Annotated in this window: 12 protein-coding genes and 1 pseudogene; 12 read left to right on the forward strand and 1 reads right to left on the reverse strand. The window is 71.3% G+C overall.

Annotation, left to right across the window (positions count from 1 at the left end; translation table 11 throughout):
* Positions 1-103: 103 nt before the first annotated feature.
* The 6 genes and pseudogenes from aroC to nusB all read left to right on the forward strand — a co-directional run bounded on the left by aroC (position 104) and on the right by nusB (position 6,324).
* Positions 104-1,288, forward strand: a complete 1,185-nt coding sequence (aroC, locus tag Sru02f_RS11575) for a chorismate synthase (RefSeq protein WP_109033959.1) — start codon at positions 104-106, stop codon at positions 1,286-1,288.
* Positions 1,285-2,931: a 3-dehydroquinate synthase gene (aroB, locus tag Sru02f_RS11580; RefSeq protein ID WP_109033961.1), complete on the forward strand. Its 1,647-nt coding sequence runs from the start codon at positions 1,285-1,287 to the stop codon at positions 2,929-2,931. The genes aroC and aroB overlap by 4 nt, the downstream gene beginning before the upstream one ends.
* Positions 2,932-3,097: 166 nt before the next feature.
* A pseudogene (locus tag Sru02f_RS11585) lies at positions 3,098-3,990 on the forward strand (Pro-rich N-terminal domain-containing protein).
* Positions 3,991-4,155: 165 nt separating this feature from the next.
* Positions 4,156-5,262, forward strand: coding sequence for an aminopeptidase P family protein (locus tag Sru02f_RS11590; RefSeq protein ID WP_109033965.1), 1,107 nt, complete (start codon positions 4,156-4,158; stop codon positions 5,260-5,262).
* 64 nt (positions 5,263-5,326) lie between these two features.
* Positions 5,327-5,893: an elongation factor P gene (efp, locus tag Sru02f_RS11595; RefSeq protein ID WP_003977335.1), complete on the forward strand. Its 567-nt coding sequence runs from the start codon at positions 5,327-5,329 to the stop codon at positions 5,891-5,893.
* A 2-nt stretch (positions 5,894-5,895) separates the two neighbouring features.
* Complete coding sequence (gene nusB, locus Sru02f_RS11600; RefSeq protein WP_003977336.1) at positions 5,896-6,324, forward strand: transcription antitermination factor NusB; 429 nt, start codon at positions 5,896-5,898, stop codon at positions 6,322-6,324.
* Between the two features lie 108 nt (positions 6,325-6,432).
* Here nusB and bldD read toward each other — a convergent pair whose 3' ends face one another.
* Complete coding sequence (gene bldD, locus Sru02f_RS11605) at positions 6,433-6,936, reverse strand: transcriptional regulator BldD (protein ID WP_003977337.1); 504 nt, start codon at positions 6,934-6,936, stop codon at positions 6,433-6,435.
* 297 nt (positions 6,937-7,233) lie between these two features.
* Between bldD and pyrR the strand changes: the two genes are divergently transcribed.
* From pyrR to carB, 6 genes are all read left to right on the forward strand, one after another.
* Entirely contained in the window at positions 7,234-7,815 is a 582-nt protein-coding gene (pyrR, locus tag Sru02f_RS11610; RefSeq protein ID WP_109033967.1) for a bifunctional pyr operon transcriptional regulator/uracil phosphoribosyltransferase PyrR, read from the forward strand.
* A 114-nt stretch (positions 7,816-7,929) separates the two neighbouring features.
* Positions 7,930-8,910 carry an aspartate carbamoyltransferase catalytic subunit gene (locus Sru02f_RS11615; protein WP_003977339.1) on the forward strand — a complete coding sequence of 327 codons (981 nt, stop codon included), beginning with the start codon at positions 7,930-7,932 and terminating at the stop codon, positions 8,908-8,910.
* A 4-nt stretch (positions 8,911-8,914) separates the two neighbouring features.
* Positions 8,915-10,201, forward strand: a complete 1,287-nt coding sequence (locus tag Sru02f_RS11620) for a dihydroorotase (RefSeq protein ID WP_109033969.1) — start codon at positions 8,915-8,917, stop codon at positions 10,199-10,201.
* Complete coding sequence (locus Sru02f_RS11625; protein ID WP_109033971.1) at positions 10,198-10,773, forward strand: PH-like domain-containing protein; 576 nt, start codon at positions 10,198-10,200, stop codon at positions 10,771-10,773. The genes Sru02f_RS11620 and Sru02f_RS11625 overlap by 4 nt, the downstream gene beginning before the upstream one ends.
* Complete coding sequence (gene carA, locus Sru02f_RS11630) at positions 10,770-11,912, forward strand: glutamine-hydrolyzing carbamoyl-phosphate synthase small subunit (RefSeq protein WP_093455765.1); 1,143 nt, start codon at positions 10,770-10,772, stop codon at positions 11,910-11,912. The genes Sru02f_RS11625 and carA overlap by 4 nt, the downstream gene beginning before the upstream one ends.
* Entirely contained in the window at positions 11,905-15,213 is a 3,309-nt protein-coding gene (gene carB / locus Sru02f_RS11635; RefSeq protein WP_109033973.1) for a carbamoyl-phosphate synthase large subunit, read from the forward strand. The genes carA and carB overlap by 8 nt, the downstream gene beginning before the upstream one ends.
* Positions 15,214-15,283: the final 70 nt, after the last annotated feature.

The raw sequence follows: 15,283 nt of genomic DNA on the forward strand, positions 1-15,283 counted from the left end.
ATCGGAGGCGGCGGACCGGGGCCGCGCACCCGGTCGGACCGTCGCGTACGCGAAGAAGGCGCGTATGCGGGGCATACCGGGGCGCGAGCACTGAGGAGCACCGTTGAGCAGGTTGCGCTGGCTGACCGCGGGGGAGTCCCACGGTCCCGCACTCGTCGCGACGCTGGAGGGGCTGCCCGCCGGCGTGCCGATCACCACGGAGATGGTGGCGGACCACCTGGCCAGGCGGCGGCTCGGTTACGGCCGCGGTGCGCGGATGAAGTTCGAGCGCGACGAGGTGACCTTCCTCGGCGGTGTCCGGCACGGGCTGACCATGGGTTCCCCGGTCGCCGTGATGGTCGGCAACACCGAGTGGCCCAAGTGGGAGCAGGTCATGGCGGCCGACCCGGTGGACCCCGAGGTGCTGGCCGGTCTCGCCCGCAACGCCCCGCTGACCCGGCCGCGCCCCGGCCACGCGGACCTCGCCGGGATGCAGAAGTACGGCTTCGACGAGGCCCGGCCGATCCTCGAGCGCGCCTCCGCCCGTGAGACGGCGGCCCGTGTCGCGCTGGGCGCGGTGGCCCGGTCGTACCTGAAGGAGACGGCCGGCGTCGAGATCGTCAGCCACGTCGTCGAGCTGGCCTCGGCGAAGGCGCCGCACGGGGTCTACCCGACGCCGGCCGACGTGGAGCGGCTGGACGCCGACCCGGTGCGCTGCCTGGACGCGGACGCGTCGAAGGCGATGGTCGCCGAGATCGACCAGGCCCACAAGGACGGCGACACGCTCGGCGGTGTCGTCGAGATCCTCGCCTACGGCGTGCCGGTGGGCCTCGGCTCGCACGTCCACTGGGACCGCAAGCTCGACGCGCGCCTGGCGGGTGCCCTCATGGGCATCCAGGCGATCAAGGGCGTCGAGATCGGCGACGGCTTCGAACTGGCCCGGGTGCCCGGTTCCCGGGCCCACGACGAGATCGTGAACACGCCGGAGGGCATCCGCCGCGTCTCCGGCCGCTCCGGCGGCACCGAGGGCGGGCTCACCACCGGTGAGCTGCTGCGGGTGCGCGCCGCGATGAAGCCGATCGCGACCGTGCCGCGCGCCCTGAAGACCGTGGACGTGACCACCGGCGAGGCCGCGCAGGCCCACCACCAGCGCTCCGACGTGTCCGCAGTGCCGGCCGCCGGCATCGTCGCCGAGGCCATGGTGGCCCTGGTCCTGGCCGACGCGGTGGCGGAGAAGTTCGGCGGCGACAGCGTGCCCGAGACCCGCCGCAACGTGCGTTCCTACCTCGACAACCTGGACATCCGATGAGCGCGCCGCTGATCGTCATGGTCGGCCCGATGGGGGTGGGCAAGTCCACCGTCGGGCAGCTCCTCGCCGAGCGGCTCGGCACCGGATACCGGGACACGGACGAGGACATCGTCACCGCCCAGCGGCGGGCCATCGCCGAGATCTTCGTGGACGAGGGCGAGGCCGCCTTCCGAACCCTGGAGAAGGAGGCCGTGCGGACCGCGCTCGCCGAGCACGAGGGCGTCCTCTCCCTCGGCGGCGGCGCGATCCTGGACGCGGACACCCGCGCGCTGCTGGCCGGGCAGAGCGTCGTCTACCTCTCGATGGACGTCGAGGAGGCCGTCAAGCGCACCGGCCTGAACGCGGCGCGCCCGCTGCTGGCGGTCAACCCCCGCAAACAGTGGCGCGAGCTGATGGAGGCCCGCCGGCACCTCTACGAGGAGGTCGCCACGGCCGTCGTGGCCACGGACGGCCGTACGCCGGAAGAAGTCACCCAAGCCGTCCTGGACGCAGTGGAGTTGCAGACTGTATCTCCCGGGGGACAACCCCCGGACCCCCGGCCGGAGGACGCTGTGGTGAACGACGTGACAAGGATCGAGATCGGCGGCACGGCCGGCTCCGAGCCCTACGAGGTCCTGGTGGGCCGTCAGCTCCTGGGCGAGCTGGGGGGCCTGATCGGCACGAAGGCCAAGCGCGTCGCGGTGATCCACCCCGAGGCACTCGCCGAGACCGGTGACGCCCTGCGTGCCGACCTCGCCGGACAGGGCTACGAGGCGATCGCCATCCAGGTGCCCAACGCCGAGGAGGCCAAGACCGCCGAGGTCGCCGCGTACTGCTGGAAGGCGCTGGGCCAGTCCGGGTTCACCCGCACCGACGTCATCGTCGGGGTCGGCGGCGGCGCCAGCACCGACCTGGCCGGGTTCGTGGCCGCGACCTGGCTGCGCGGGGTGCGCTGGATCGCCGTCCCCACCACCGTGCTGGCCATGGTGGACGCGGCCGTCGGCGGCAAGACCGGCATCAACACGGCCGAGGGCAAGAACCTGGTCGGCTCCTTCCACCCGCCGGCCGGTGTCCTGTGCGACCTGGCCGCCCTGGACTCACTGCCGGTCAACGACTACGTCTCCGGACTGGCAGAGGTGATCAAGGCCGGTTTCATCGCCGACCCCTCGATCCTGGACCTGATCGAAGCCGACCCGCAGGCCGCGCGGACGCCGGCCGGTCCGCACACCGCCGAGCTGATCGTGCGCTCCATCAAGGTCAAGGCCGAGGTCGTCTCGTCCGACCTGAAGGAAGCGGGCCTGAGGGAGATCCTGAACTACGGCCACACCCTCGGCCACGCCATCGAGAAGAACGAGCGCTACAAGTGGCGCCACGGCGCCGCCGTAGCGGTCGGTATGCACTTCGCCGCCGAACTCGGCCGCCTCGCGGGCCGACTGGACGACGCCACCGCCGACCGCCACCGCACCATCCTCGAATCGGTCGGCCTCCCGCTGCACTACCGCTACGACCAGTGGCCCAAGCTCGTCGAGAACATGAAGGTCGACAAGAAGTCGCGCGGCGACCTGCTGCGCTTCATCGTCCTGGACGGCCTCGCCAAGCCCACCGTTCTGGAGGGCCCCGACCCGGCCGTCCTCCTCGCCGCCTACGGCGAGGTGGGTGAGTAGTACCCCGGTGCGCCGTTCCGCCCGATTCGCCGGGCGGGACGGGCACTTCGGGCCGCCCTCGGCCGTTCACCAAACGACGGCCGGGGGCGGTACCGTTCGGTAGCACGACGGCGGGCCCCTTCCCGTCGTCAGCGCCCATCGCCTGTACGAGACGGAGTGGCACCGGATGCAGCACCCCGTGGGTTCTCCGCTGCCGCCGCCCCATCAGCCGGGGCACGGACCGGTCCCCGGCTGGTCCCCGGCCGCACACCACCCCGGCCCGCCCCAGGGGCCCGCCCCCGTGCCCCTCCGGCGCCGGGGTACCCCATGGCACCGCGGCAGGCCCCGGCCCCGCACCCGGGTCCCGCCCCGGCCCCACACCCGGGTCACGCCCCGGCCCCGCAGCAGCCGGCTCCCGGCCCGCCCGCGCCGGACACCACCGGCCACGTGCCGCTGCCGCCCGGCGGTCCGGTGGCCGTGCCCAGCGTGCCCCCCGCCACGGCCGCCGCGCCCGACCCCACCACGACCACCCTCGCGGTGCTGCTCATCGGCCCCGCGGGCGCGGGCAAGACCAGCGTGGCCAAGTACTGGGCGGACCACCGCCGGGTCCCGACCGCGCACATCAGCCTCGACGACGTGCGCGAGTGGGTCCGCTCCGGCTTCGCCGACCCCCAGACCGGGTGGAACGAGCACTCCGAGGCGCAGTACCGCCTCGCCCGCCGCACCTGCGGCTTCTCCGCGCGCAACTTCCTCGCCAACGGCATCTCCTGCATCCTCGACGACGCGGTCTTCCCGGACCGCCCCGTCGTCGGCCTCGGCGGCTGGAAGCGGCACGTCGGCCCCGGCCTGCTCCCCGTCGTCCTCCTGCCGGGCCTGGACATCGTCCTGGAGCGCAACGCCGAACGCAGCGGCAACCGGCGCCTCACCGACGAGGAGGTCGCCCGCATCCACGGCCGCATGGCCGGCTGGTACGGCTCCGGCCTCCCCATCATCGACAACTCCCAACTCGACATCCCGGAAACCGCCCACCTCCTGGACGAGGTCCTCTCCCGCTCCATAGCCAGCCCACCCAGCTGGTAAGCGCCCCGCAGGGGCGCGGGGAACTGCGCGACCAGCCCCCACCGGCCGGCCGGACGCGACACGACAACAGGCCCCCATCCCACTTGGCGCACCCCGCGTCCCCGGCCCCCGCCCACTCGGCCCACCCAAGCGGCGCCCCCACCGGCGGAGCCATACGCTCGGCTCATGTCAGAGGTCTACGCGGCCCGCCGGACGCGCCTACGGGAACGCTGCAACGCGGGCGGCAGCGCGGCGGCGCTCGTCTCCCGGCCCGCCAACGTGCGCTATCTCGCGGGCGCCGCCCCGCACGGCGCCGTGCTGCTCCTCGGCAGGACCGAGGACCTGCTCGTCTGCTCGGGCTCGCCGGACGACCGGCCGACGCAGGGCCGCCCCGACGAGTCGCTGCCGGTGCGTGCGCTGCCCGGCCCCGGCGGCGATCCCGCCGTCGCGGCCACCGACCTCGCCGCGGACCAGGGCGCCGAGTCCCTCGCCACCGAGGACCATCACCTCACCGTGGTCCGGCACCGCGCCATGCGCTCGGTCGCGCCGGCGCTGCGCCTGACCGACCTCGGTCAGGCCGTCGAGCAGCTCCGGGTGGTCAAGGACGAGGAGGAGATCTCCTGCCTGCGCATCGGCGCCGAGATCGCCGACCAGGCGCTCGGCGAGCTCCTGGAGTCCATCCTGGTCGGCCGCACCGAGCGGCACCTCGCCCTGGAGCTGGAACGCCGCCTCGTCGACCACGGCGCCGACGGCCCCGCCTTCCCCACCTCCGTGGGCACCGGACCCAACTCGGGGCGCCGCGGTCACCGGCCCACCGACCGGAGGGTGGAGGAGGGCGACTTCCTCTCCGTGTGCCTGGGCGCGACGTACCGCGGTTACCGCTGCGAGATCGGCCGTACGTTCGTCATCGGCACCTCGCCGGCCGACTGGCAGATCGAGTTGTACGACCTCGTCTTCTCGGCCCAGCGCGCCGGACGGGAGGCCCTCGCACCCGGCGCCGCCTGCCGCGACGTGGACCGCGCGGCCCGCCAGCCGCTGGACTCCGCGGGGTACGCGGAGCACCTTCCGGCACTCACCGGGCACGGTGTCGGACTCGAAATCGACGAGGACCCTCAATTGGCCCCCGCGGCCATGGGTAAACTGGACGCTTGTGTGCCGGTCACCGTCGAACCGGGGGTTCACCTCCCGGGCCGGGGCGGGGTCCGGATCGATGACACGCTCGTCGTGCGCCCCGAGGCGGACGGCGGACCCGAGCTACTCACCATCACGACCAAGGAGCTGCTCGCGCTCTAGCCTCGCGCTGTGCGCGCAACCCCGGGGTCGTCCACGTCAGTCCAGTCCAGGAGATTCCCAAACCGTGGCTTCCACGAACGACCTCAAGAACGGCCTGGTGCTCAAGCTCGAAGGCGGCCAGCTCTGGTCCGTCGTCGAGTTCCAGCACGTCAAGCCCGGCAAGGGCCCGGCCTTCGTGCGCACCAAGCTGAAGAACGTGCTTTCCGGCAAGGTGGTCGACAAGACCTTCAACGCCGGCGTCAAGGTCGAGACGGCCACTGTCGACAAGCGTGACATGCAGTTCTCGTACATGGACGGCGACTACTTCGTCTTCATGGACATGGAGACGTACGACCAGCTGATGATCGACCGCAAGGTCGTCGGCGACGCCGCCAACTTCCTCGTCGAGGGCTTCGAGGCCACCGTCGCGCAGCACGAGGGCGAGGTGCTCTTCGTCGAGCTGCCGGCCGCCGTCGAGCTGACCATCCAGGAGACCGAGCCCGGCGTCCAGGGCGACCGCTCCACCGGCGGCACCAAGCCGGCCACCCTGGAGACCGGTCATCAGATCAACGTCCCGCTCTTCATCACCACCGGTGAGAAGATCAAGGTCGACACCCGTACGAGCGACTACCTCGGCCGGGTGAACAGCTAACCGTGGCTGCTCGCAACACGGCCCGCAAGCGCGCCTTCCAGATCCTCTTCGAGGGCGATCAGCGCGGCGCCGACGTCCTGACGGTGCTCGCCGACTGGGTCCGGCACTCCCGGTCCGACACCCGGCAGCCGCCGGTGAGCGAGTACACGATGGAGCTGGTGGAGGGCTACGCCGGTCGGGCCGAGCGCATCGACGAGCTGATCGCCCAGTACTCGGTCGACTGGACGCTCGACCGGATGCCGGTCGTCGACCGCAACATCCTGCGGCTGGGCGCGTACGAGCTGCTGTGGGTCGACGCGACCCCGGACGCCGTCGTCCTGGACGAGATGGTGCAGCTGGCGAAGGAGTTCTCCACCGACGAGTCGCCCGCGTTCATCAACGGGCTGCTGGGCCGGCTGAAGGAACTGAAGCCGTCGCTGCGCCGGGAGTAGCTCCACGAGCCGTGCCCGCGCCGCACACACGCAAGAAACCGCCGGGGTGGCGGGAACCGAATGGTTCCGGCCACCCCGGCGGCACGTTTCTGCTGAGGTGGGCGAGGCTCAGAGCTCGTCGTGGGACGCCACCGCGCGGCGCGCGTCCGCGTCCAGGACGCCCCAGCTGATCAGCTGCTCGGTGAGGACCGAGGGCGACTGGTCGTAGATGACGGCGAGTGTGCGCAGGTCGTCCTGGCGGATCGAGAGCACCTTGCCGTTGTAGTCACCGCGCTGCGACTGGATCGTGGCCGCGTACCGCTGGAGCGGGCCCGCCTTCTCGGCCGGCACGGTGGCCAGCCGCTCCAGGTCCAGGACCAGCTTCGGCGGCGGCTCGGCGGCGCCGCCCGGGGTGGTGCCCGGCAGCAGCTCCTGCACGGGGACGCCGTAGAAGTCCGCCAGCTCGGCGAGGCGCTGCACGGTCACGGCACGGTCGCCGCGCTCGTACGAACCGACCACGACGGCCTTCCAGCGGCCCTGGGACTTCTCCTCGACACCGTGGAGGGAAAGGCCCTGCTGGGTGCGGATGGCCCGGAGCTTGGCCCCGAGCTGTTTGGCGTATTCGCTGGACATATGGCTCCCCGGACAAGGTGTCGACGCGGCAGGCTGTGTTGTCGGCCGCGCGGCTGGTAACTCACTGTGAGGTTACGCAGCGTTACTCTGCTGCGTCAAGCCGAATGGTCCGCACCGACTCTTCCGTGGTATTCGCCGTCCGTTACCCCATGCGGGTGATCCATGTGGGGCAGACGGGTGACGGGGGAGTGTCAGGGGGGTCACCGGAGAGGTTCTGTGAGCCTGCTACGGTAGGTGGCGCATATCCGACGTCCTTTAAGATCCGTCCCGTGAGGCGGAGAAGGGGGTCCGTTTCGTATGGACAAGCAGCAGGACCAGCAGCAGGATGCCCGGCCCGTTCTCGAAGGGCCCGACATCGCGCGGGTGCTGACCCGCATCGCCCACGAGATCGTCGAACGCGCCAAGGGCGCCGACGACGTGGTGCTCCTCGGCATCCCGACCCGGGGCGTCTTCCTCGCCCGGCGGCTCGCCGACAAGCTGGAGCAGATCACCGAGCGCAAGATGCCGGTCGGCTCGCTGGACATCACCATGTACCGCGACGACCTGCGCATGCACCCGCCGCGCGCCCTGGCCCGCACCGAGATCCCCGGTGACGGCATCGACGGCCGCCTCGTCGTCCTCGTCGACGACGTGCTCTTCTCCGGCCGCACCATCCGAGCCGCCCTCGACGCGCTGAACGACATCGGCCGCCCGCGCGCGGTACAGCTCGCCGTACTCGTCGACCGCGGCCACCGCGAACTGCCCATCCGCGCCGACTACGTCGGCAAGAACCTCCCGACGTCGCTGCGGGAGACGGTCAAGGTCCAGCTCGCCGAGGAGGACGGTCGCGACACCGTGCTGCTCGGTGCCAAGCCGGACGCCCCGGGCGCCCACCCGTAGCACCCCGCGTACGCACCCCTTCGTGCCGTACGCGTGCTCGGCGCGCCCCCGCACGCGCCCGGCCGCCCGAATTATCCCGCTCTTCCGCTTGAATCGCCTTACGGAGCCTGACAGATGCAGCGTCATCTCATCTCGGCCGCCGACCTCACCCGCGACGACGCCGTCCTGATCCTCGACACCGCCGAGGAGATGGCCCGGGTCGCGGACCGGCCGATCAAGAAACTGCCGACCCTGCGCGGCCGCACCGTCGTCAACCTCTTCTTCGAGGACTCCACCCGGACCCGGATCTCCTTCGAGGCCGCCGAGAAGCGGCTGTCCGCGGACGTCATCAACTTCACCGCCAAGGGATCCAGCGTCTCCAAGGGCGAGTCCCTCAAGGACACCGCCCAGACCCTGGAGGCGATGGGCGTCGACGCCGTCGTCATCCGGCACAGCGCCTCCGGCGCCCCCTACCGCCTGGCCACCTCCGGCTGGATCGACGCCGCCGTGGTCAACGCCGGGGACGGCACCCACCAGCACCCCACCCAGGCCCTGCTCGACGCCTTCACCATGCGCCGCCGCCTGGTCGGCCGTGACGCCGGGCTCGGCAAGGATCTGGACGGCCGCCGGATCACCCTCGTCGGCGACATCCTGCACAGCCGCGTCGCCCGCTCCAACGTCGACCTGCTGCACACCCTCGGCGCCGAGGTCACCCTCGTCGCCCCGCCCACCCTGCTGCCGGTGGGCGTCGAGACCTGGCCCTGCGAGGTCTCCTACGACCTCGACTCCACGCTGCCCAAGTCCGACGCGGTGATGCTGCTGCGCGTGCAGCGCGAGCGGATGAACGCCGCGTTCTTCCCCACCGAGCGCGAGTACTCCCGCCGCTACGGCCTCGACGGCGACCGGATGGCGAAGATGCCCGACCACGCCATCGTGATGCACCCCGGCCCCATGGTCCGCGGCATGGAGATCACCGCCGAGGTCGCCGACTCCGACCGCTGCACCGTCGTCGAGCAGGTCACCAACGGCGTCTCCATCCGGATGGCCGTCCTCTACCTGCTGCTCGGCGGCAACGAGCCCGCCGTTTCCCACGCCCGCCCCACCGAGGAGAAGTAAGAAGATGAGCAAGACCCTGATCCGCGGTGCGAAGGTGCTCGGCGGCGAGCCGCAGGACGTGCTGATCGACGGCGGCGTCGTCGAGGCGGTCGGCCGGGACCTGTCCGCCGAGGGCGCGGAGGTCGTCGAGGCCGACGGCAAGGTGCTGCTGCCGGGCCTGGTCGACCTGCACACCCACCTGCGCGAGCCCGGCCGCGAGGACTCCGAGACCGTCCTCACCGGCACCCGCGCGGCGGCGAGCGGCGGCTACACCAACGTCTTCGCCATGGCCAACACCTTCCCGGTCGCCGACACCGCCGGCGTCGTCGAGCAGGTCTGGCGGCTCGGCCAGGAGTCCGGCTACTGCGACGTGCAGCCGATCGGCGCCGTCACGGTCGGTCTGGAGGGCGCCAAGCTCGCCGAGCTGGGCGCCATGCACGAGTCCGCGGCCGGTGTCACCGTCTTCTCCGACGACGGCAAGTGCGTCCACGACGCCGTGATCATGCGCCGTGCCCTGGAGTACGTGAAGGCCTTCAACGGCGTCGTCGCCCAGCACGCCCAGGAGCCCCGGCTCACCGAGGGCGCCCAGATGAACGAGGGCGTCGTCTCCGCCGAGCTGGGCCTCGGCGGCTGGCCCGCCGTCGCCGAGGAGTCGGTCATCGCGCGGGACGTGCTGCTCGCCGAGCACGTCGGCTCCCGCGTCCACATCTGCCACCTGTCGACCGCCGGGTCCGTCGAGATCGTCCGCTGGGCCAAGTCCCGCGGCATCGACGTCACCGCCGAGGTCACCCCGCACCACCTGCTCCTCACCGACGAGCTGGTCCGGTCGTACAACCCGGTCTACAAGGTCAACCCGCCGCTGCGCACGGAGCGCGACGTCATGGCGCTGCGCGAGGCGCTCGCCGACGGCACGATCGACATCGTCGCCACCGACCACGCCCCGCACCCTCACGAGGACAAGGACTGCGAGTGGGCCGCCGCCGCCATGGGGATGGTGGGCCTGGAGACCGCGCTGTCGGTCGTGCAGGAGACCATGGTGGACACGGGCCTGCTGGACTGGGCCGGCGTCGCCGACCGGATGTCCTTCAAGCCCGCCAAGATCGGACAGGCCACCGGACACGGCCGTCCCGTCTCGGCCGGTGAGCCCGCCAACCTCACCCTGGTCGATGCGGCATACCGTGGCCAGGTGGACCCCGCGGGCTTCGCCTCGCGCAGTCGCAACACCCCCTACGAGGGGCGTGAGCTGCCGGGCCGTGTGACGCACACGTGGCTGCGGGGCAAGGCCACGCTCGTCGACGGGAAGCTCACGTGACATCTGTAGCACCGGTAATCCTGCTGGCCGCCGAGAAGGAATCGGCGGAAGTGACCGACTGGGCCGCCCGGGTCGGCTGGGTCGTCGGCCTCGGCCTCTTCGTCGCGCTCGTCTACTGGCTGATGCGCGAGGGCTGGAAGTGGCGCGGCACGCTCCAGGGCGACCTGCCCGAGCTGCCCGCCGCGCCGGACGAGCCCGGTGCGGCGAAACTGAGCATGAGCGGCCGCTACCACGGCTCCACCACCGCCGGGCAGTGGCTGGACCGCATCGTCGCGCACGGCCTGGGCACCCGCAGCCGGGTCGAGCTGACCCTGACCGACGCGGGACTGGACGTCGTACGCCCCGGCGCGGCGGACTTCTTCGTCCCCGTCGCCGCGCTGCGCGAGGCCCGGCTCGACAAGGGCATCGCCGGCAAGGTCCTCACCGAGGGCGGCCTGCTGGTCGTCACCTGGGCGCACGGCGACAAGCTGATCGACTCCGGCTTCCGCTCCGACCACGCGGCCGAGCACAACGAGTGGGTCGAAACACTGAACGACATGATCAACAAGACGGAAACGGAAGGCGCACGATGACGACCTCCACCAGGGGAGCCCACCGGACTCCCGCCGTACTCGTCCTGGAGGACGGCCGGATCTTCCGAGGCCGTGCCTACGGGGCCGTGGGGGCCACCTTCGGCGAAGCCGTGTTCTCCACCGGCATGACCGGCTACCAGGAGACCCTCACCGACCCGTCGTACCACCGTCAGGTCGTCGTGATGACCGCCCCGCACGTCGGGAACACCGGGATCAACGACGAGGACATGGAGTCCAGGAAGATCTGGGTCTCCGGCTACGTGGTCCGCGACCCCGCGCGCGTGCCCTCCAACTGGCGCTCGACGCGCTCCCTCGACCAGGAACTGGCCGCCCAGGGCGTCGTCGGCATCTCCGGCATCGACACCCGCGCCCTCACCCGCCACCTGCGCGAGCGCGGCGCCATGCGCGTCGGCATCTTCTCCGGCAACGCGCTGCCCGACGAGGGCACCATGCTCGCCGAGGTCCGCCAGGCCCCCGAGATGAGCGGCGCCGACCTGTCCGCCGAGGTCGCCACCACCGAGGCGTACGTCGTCCCGGCGATCGGCGAGAAGAAGTTCACCGTCGCCGCCGTCGACCTCGGCATCAAGGGCATGACCCCGCACCGCATGGCCGAGCGCGGCATCGAGGTGCACGTCCTGCCCGCCACGGCCACGGTCGACGACGTCTACGCCGTCGAGCCGGACGGCGTGTTCTTCTCCAACGGCCCCGGCGACCCCGCCACCGCCGACCACCCGGTCTCCGTGATGCAGGGGGTCCTGGAGCGCGGCACCCCGCTCTTCGGCATCTGCTTCGGCAACCAGATCCTGGGCCGCGCCCTCGGCTTCGGCACCTTCAAGCTGAAGTACGGCCACCGCGGCATCAACCAGCCCGTGCAGGACCGTACGACCGGCAAGGTCGAGGTCACCGCGCACAACCACGGATTCGCCGTCGACGCCCCGCTCGACCAGGTGTCCGACACCCCCTACGGCCGCGCCGAGGTCTCCCACGTCTGCCTCAACGACAACGTGGTGGAGGGGCTCCAGCTCCTCGACCGGCCGGCCTTCAGCGTCCAGTACCACCCCGAAGCGGCAGCCGGCCCGCACGACGCCGCCTACCTGTTCGACCGCTTCGTGAACCTCATGGAGGGCCAGCGTGCCTAAGCGCACCGATATCCAGTCCGTCCTGGTCATCGGCTCCGGCCCGATCGTCATCGGCCAGGCCGCCGAGTTCGACTACTCCGGCACCCAGGCGTGCCGCGTGCTCAAGGCCGAGGGCCTGCGCGTCGTCCTGGTCAACTCCAACCCGGCGACGATCATGACCGACCCGGAGATCGCCGACGCCACCTACGTCGAGCCGATCACCCCCGAGTTCGTCGAGAAGATCATCGCCAAGGAGCGCCCCGACGCGCTCCTGCCCACCCTCGGCGGCCAGACGGCCCTGAACACGGCCATCTCGCTGCACGGCAACGGCGTCCTGGAGAAGTACGGCGTCGAGCTGATCGGCGCCAACGTCGAGGCCATCAACAAGGGCGAGGACCGCGACCTGTTCAAGGAGGTCGTCGAGGAGGTCCGCAAGAAGATCGGCCACGGCGAGTCCGCCCGGTCCTACATCTGCCACTCCATGGACGACGTCCTCAAGGGCGTCGACGCGCTCGGCGGCTACCCCGTCGTCGTCCGCCCCTCCTTCACCATGGGCGGCGCCGGCTCCGGCTTCGCCCACGACGAGGAGGAGCTGCGCCGCATCGCCGGGCAGGGCCTCACCCTCTCGCCGACCACCGAGGTGCTCCTGGAGGAGTCCATCCTCGGCTGGAAGGAGTACGAGCTGGAGCTGATGCGCGACAAGAACGACAACGTCGTGGTCGTCTGCTCGATCGAGAACTTCGACCCCATGGGCGTGCACACCGGCGACTCGATCACCGTCGCGCCCGCGATGACGCTGACCGACCGCGAGTACCAGACCCTGCGCGACGTCGGCATCGCGATCATCCGCGAGGTCGGCGTCGACACCGGCGGCTGCAACATCCAGTTCGCGGTGAACCCCGAGGACGGCCGGGTCATCGTCATCGAGATGAACCCGCGCGTGTCGCGCTCCTCGGCCCTCGCCTCCAAGGCGACCGGCTTCCCCATCGCCAAGATCGCCGCGAAGCTCGCCGTCGGTTACACGCTGGACGAGATCCCGAACGACATCACGCAGGAGACCCCGGCCTCCTTCGAGCCGACCCTCGACTACGTGGTCGTCAAGGCTCCGCGGTTCGCCTTCGAGAAGTTCCCGAGCGCCGACTCCACCCTCACCACCACCATGAAGTCGGTCGGCGAGGCCATGGCGATCGGCCGGAACTTCACCGAGGCCTTCCAGAAGGCGCTGCGCTCGCTGGAGAAGAAGGGCAGCCAGTTCACCTTCGTCGGCGAGCCCGGCGACAAGGAAGAGCTGCTGCGCGAGGCCGTGCGGCCCACCGACGGCCGCATCAACGCCGTCATGCAGGCCATCCGCGCGGGCGCCACCCCGGAGGAGGTCTTCGACGCCACGAAGATCGACCCCTGGTTCGTCGACCAGCTCTTCCTCATCAAGGAGATCGCCGACGAGATCGCCGAGACCCGCGAGCTGACCGCCGACCTGCTCACCGAGGCCAAGCGGCACGGCTTCTCCGACCAGCAGATCGCCGAGATCAGCGGCCTGGGCGAGGACGTCGTCCGCCAGGTGCGGCACGCGCTCGGTGTCCGCCCGGTCTACAAGACGGTCGACACCTGCGCCGCCGAGTTCGCCGCCCGGACGCCGTACTTCTACTCCTCCTACGACGAGGAGAGCGAGGTCGCGCCCCGCGAGAAGCCCGCGGTGATCATCCTGGGCTCCGGTCCCAACCGCATCGGCCAGGGCATCGAGTTCGACTACTCCTGCGTCCACGCCTCCTTCGCGCTGTCCGACGCCGGGTACGAGACCGTGATGGTCAACTGCAACCCGGAGACCGTCTCCACCGACTACGACACCTCCGACCGGCTCTACTTCGAGCCGCTCACCCTGGAGGACGTCCTGGAGATCGTCCACGCCGAGCAGCAGGCCGGTCCCGTCGCGGGCGTGATCGTCCAGCTCGGCGGCCAGACCCCGCTCGGCCTGTCGCAGGCGCTGAAGGACAACGGCGTGCCGATCGTCGGCACCTCCCCGGAGGCCATCCACGCCGCCGAGGACCGCGGCGCCTTCGGCCGGGTCCTCGCCGAGGCCGGGCTCCCGGCCCCCAAGCACGGCACCGCCACCACCTTCGGCGAGGCCAAGGCCATCGCCGACGAGATCGGCTACCCGGTCCTGGTGCGGCCCTCCTACGTCCTCGGCGGACGCGGCATGGAGATCGTCTACGACGAGACCCGCCTCGAGGCGTACATCGCCGAGTCGACCGAGATCAGCCCGTCCCGGCCGGTCCTGGTCGACCGCTTCCTGGACGACGCCATCGAGATCGACGTCGACGCCCTGTACGACGGCGAGGAGCTGTACCTCGGCGGTGTCATGGAGCACATCGAGGAGGCCGGCATCCACTCCGGCGACTCGGCGTGCGCCCTGCCCCCGATCACGCTGGGCGGCTTCGACATCAAGCGGCTGCGCGCCTCCACCCAGGGCATCGCCAAGGGCGTCGGTGTGCGCGGCCTGATCAACATCCAGTTCGCACTGGCCGGGGACATCCTGTACGTCCTGGAGGCCAACCCGCGCGCCTCGCGCACCGTGCCCTTCACCTCGAAGGCGACCGCGGTGCCGCTGGCCAAGGCCGCCGCCCGCATCTCGCTGGGCGCCACCATCGCCGAGCTGCGCGCCGAGGGCCTGCTCCCGGCGCTCGGCGACGGCGGCACCCTGCCGCTGGACGCGCCGATCTCCGTCAAGGAGGCCGTGATGCCGTGGTCCCGCTTCCGGGACATCCACGGCCGCGGCGTCGACACGGTGCTCGGCCCGGAGATGCGCTCCACCGGCGAGGTCATGGGCATCGACTCCGTCTTCGGCACGGCGTACGCCAAGTCGCAGGCCGGCGCGTACGGACCGCTGCCGACCAAGGGCCGCGCCTTCATCTCGGTCGCCAACCGCGACAAGCGCTCGATGATCTTCCCGGCCCGCGAGCTGGTCGCCCACGGCTTCGAGCTGATGGCCACCTCCGGCACCGCCGAGGTCCTCAAGCGCAACGGCATCAACGCCACCGTCGTGCGCAAGCAGTCCGAGGGCACCGGCCCGAACGGCGAGAAGACCATCGTCCAGCTCATCCACGACGGCGAGGTCGACCTCATCGTCAACACCCCGTACGGCACCGGCGGCCGCCTCGACGGCTACGACATCCGTACGGCGGCCGTGGCCCGCTCCGTGCCCTGCCTGACGACGGTCCAGGCGCTGGCGGCGGCGGTCCAGGGCATCGACGCCCTCAACCACGGAGACGTGGGAGTGCGCTCACTCCAGGAACACGCCGAGTTCCTGATCGCCGCCCGCGACTAGCAGCCCCGAGGGGGACACCGGAAACGGTGTCCCCCTCTTCATGAGCCCCAGCGCACCACAGAGGCCTCAC

The organism is Streptomyces rubrogriseus, assembly GCF_027947575.1.
Lineage (GTDB): Bacteria > Actinomycetota > Actinomycetes > Streptomycetales > Streptomycetaceae > Streptomyces > Streptomyces rubrogriseus.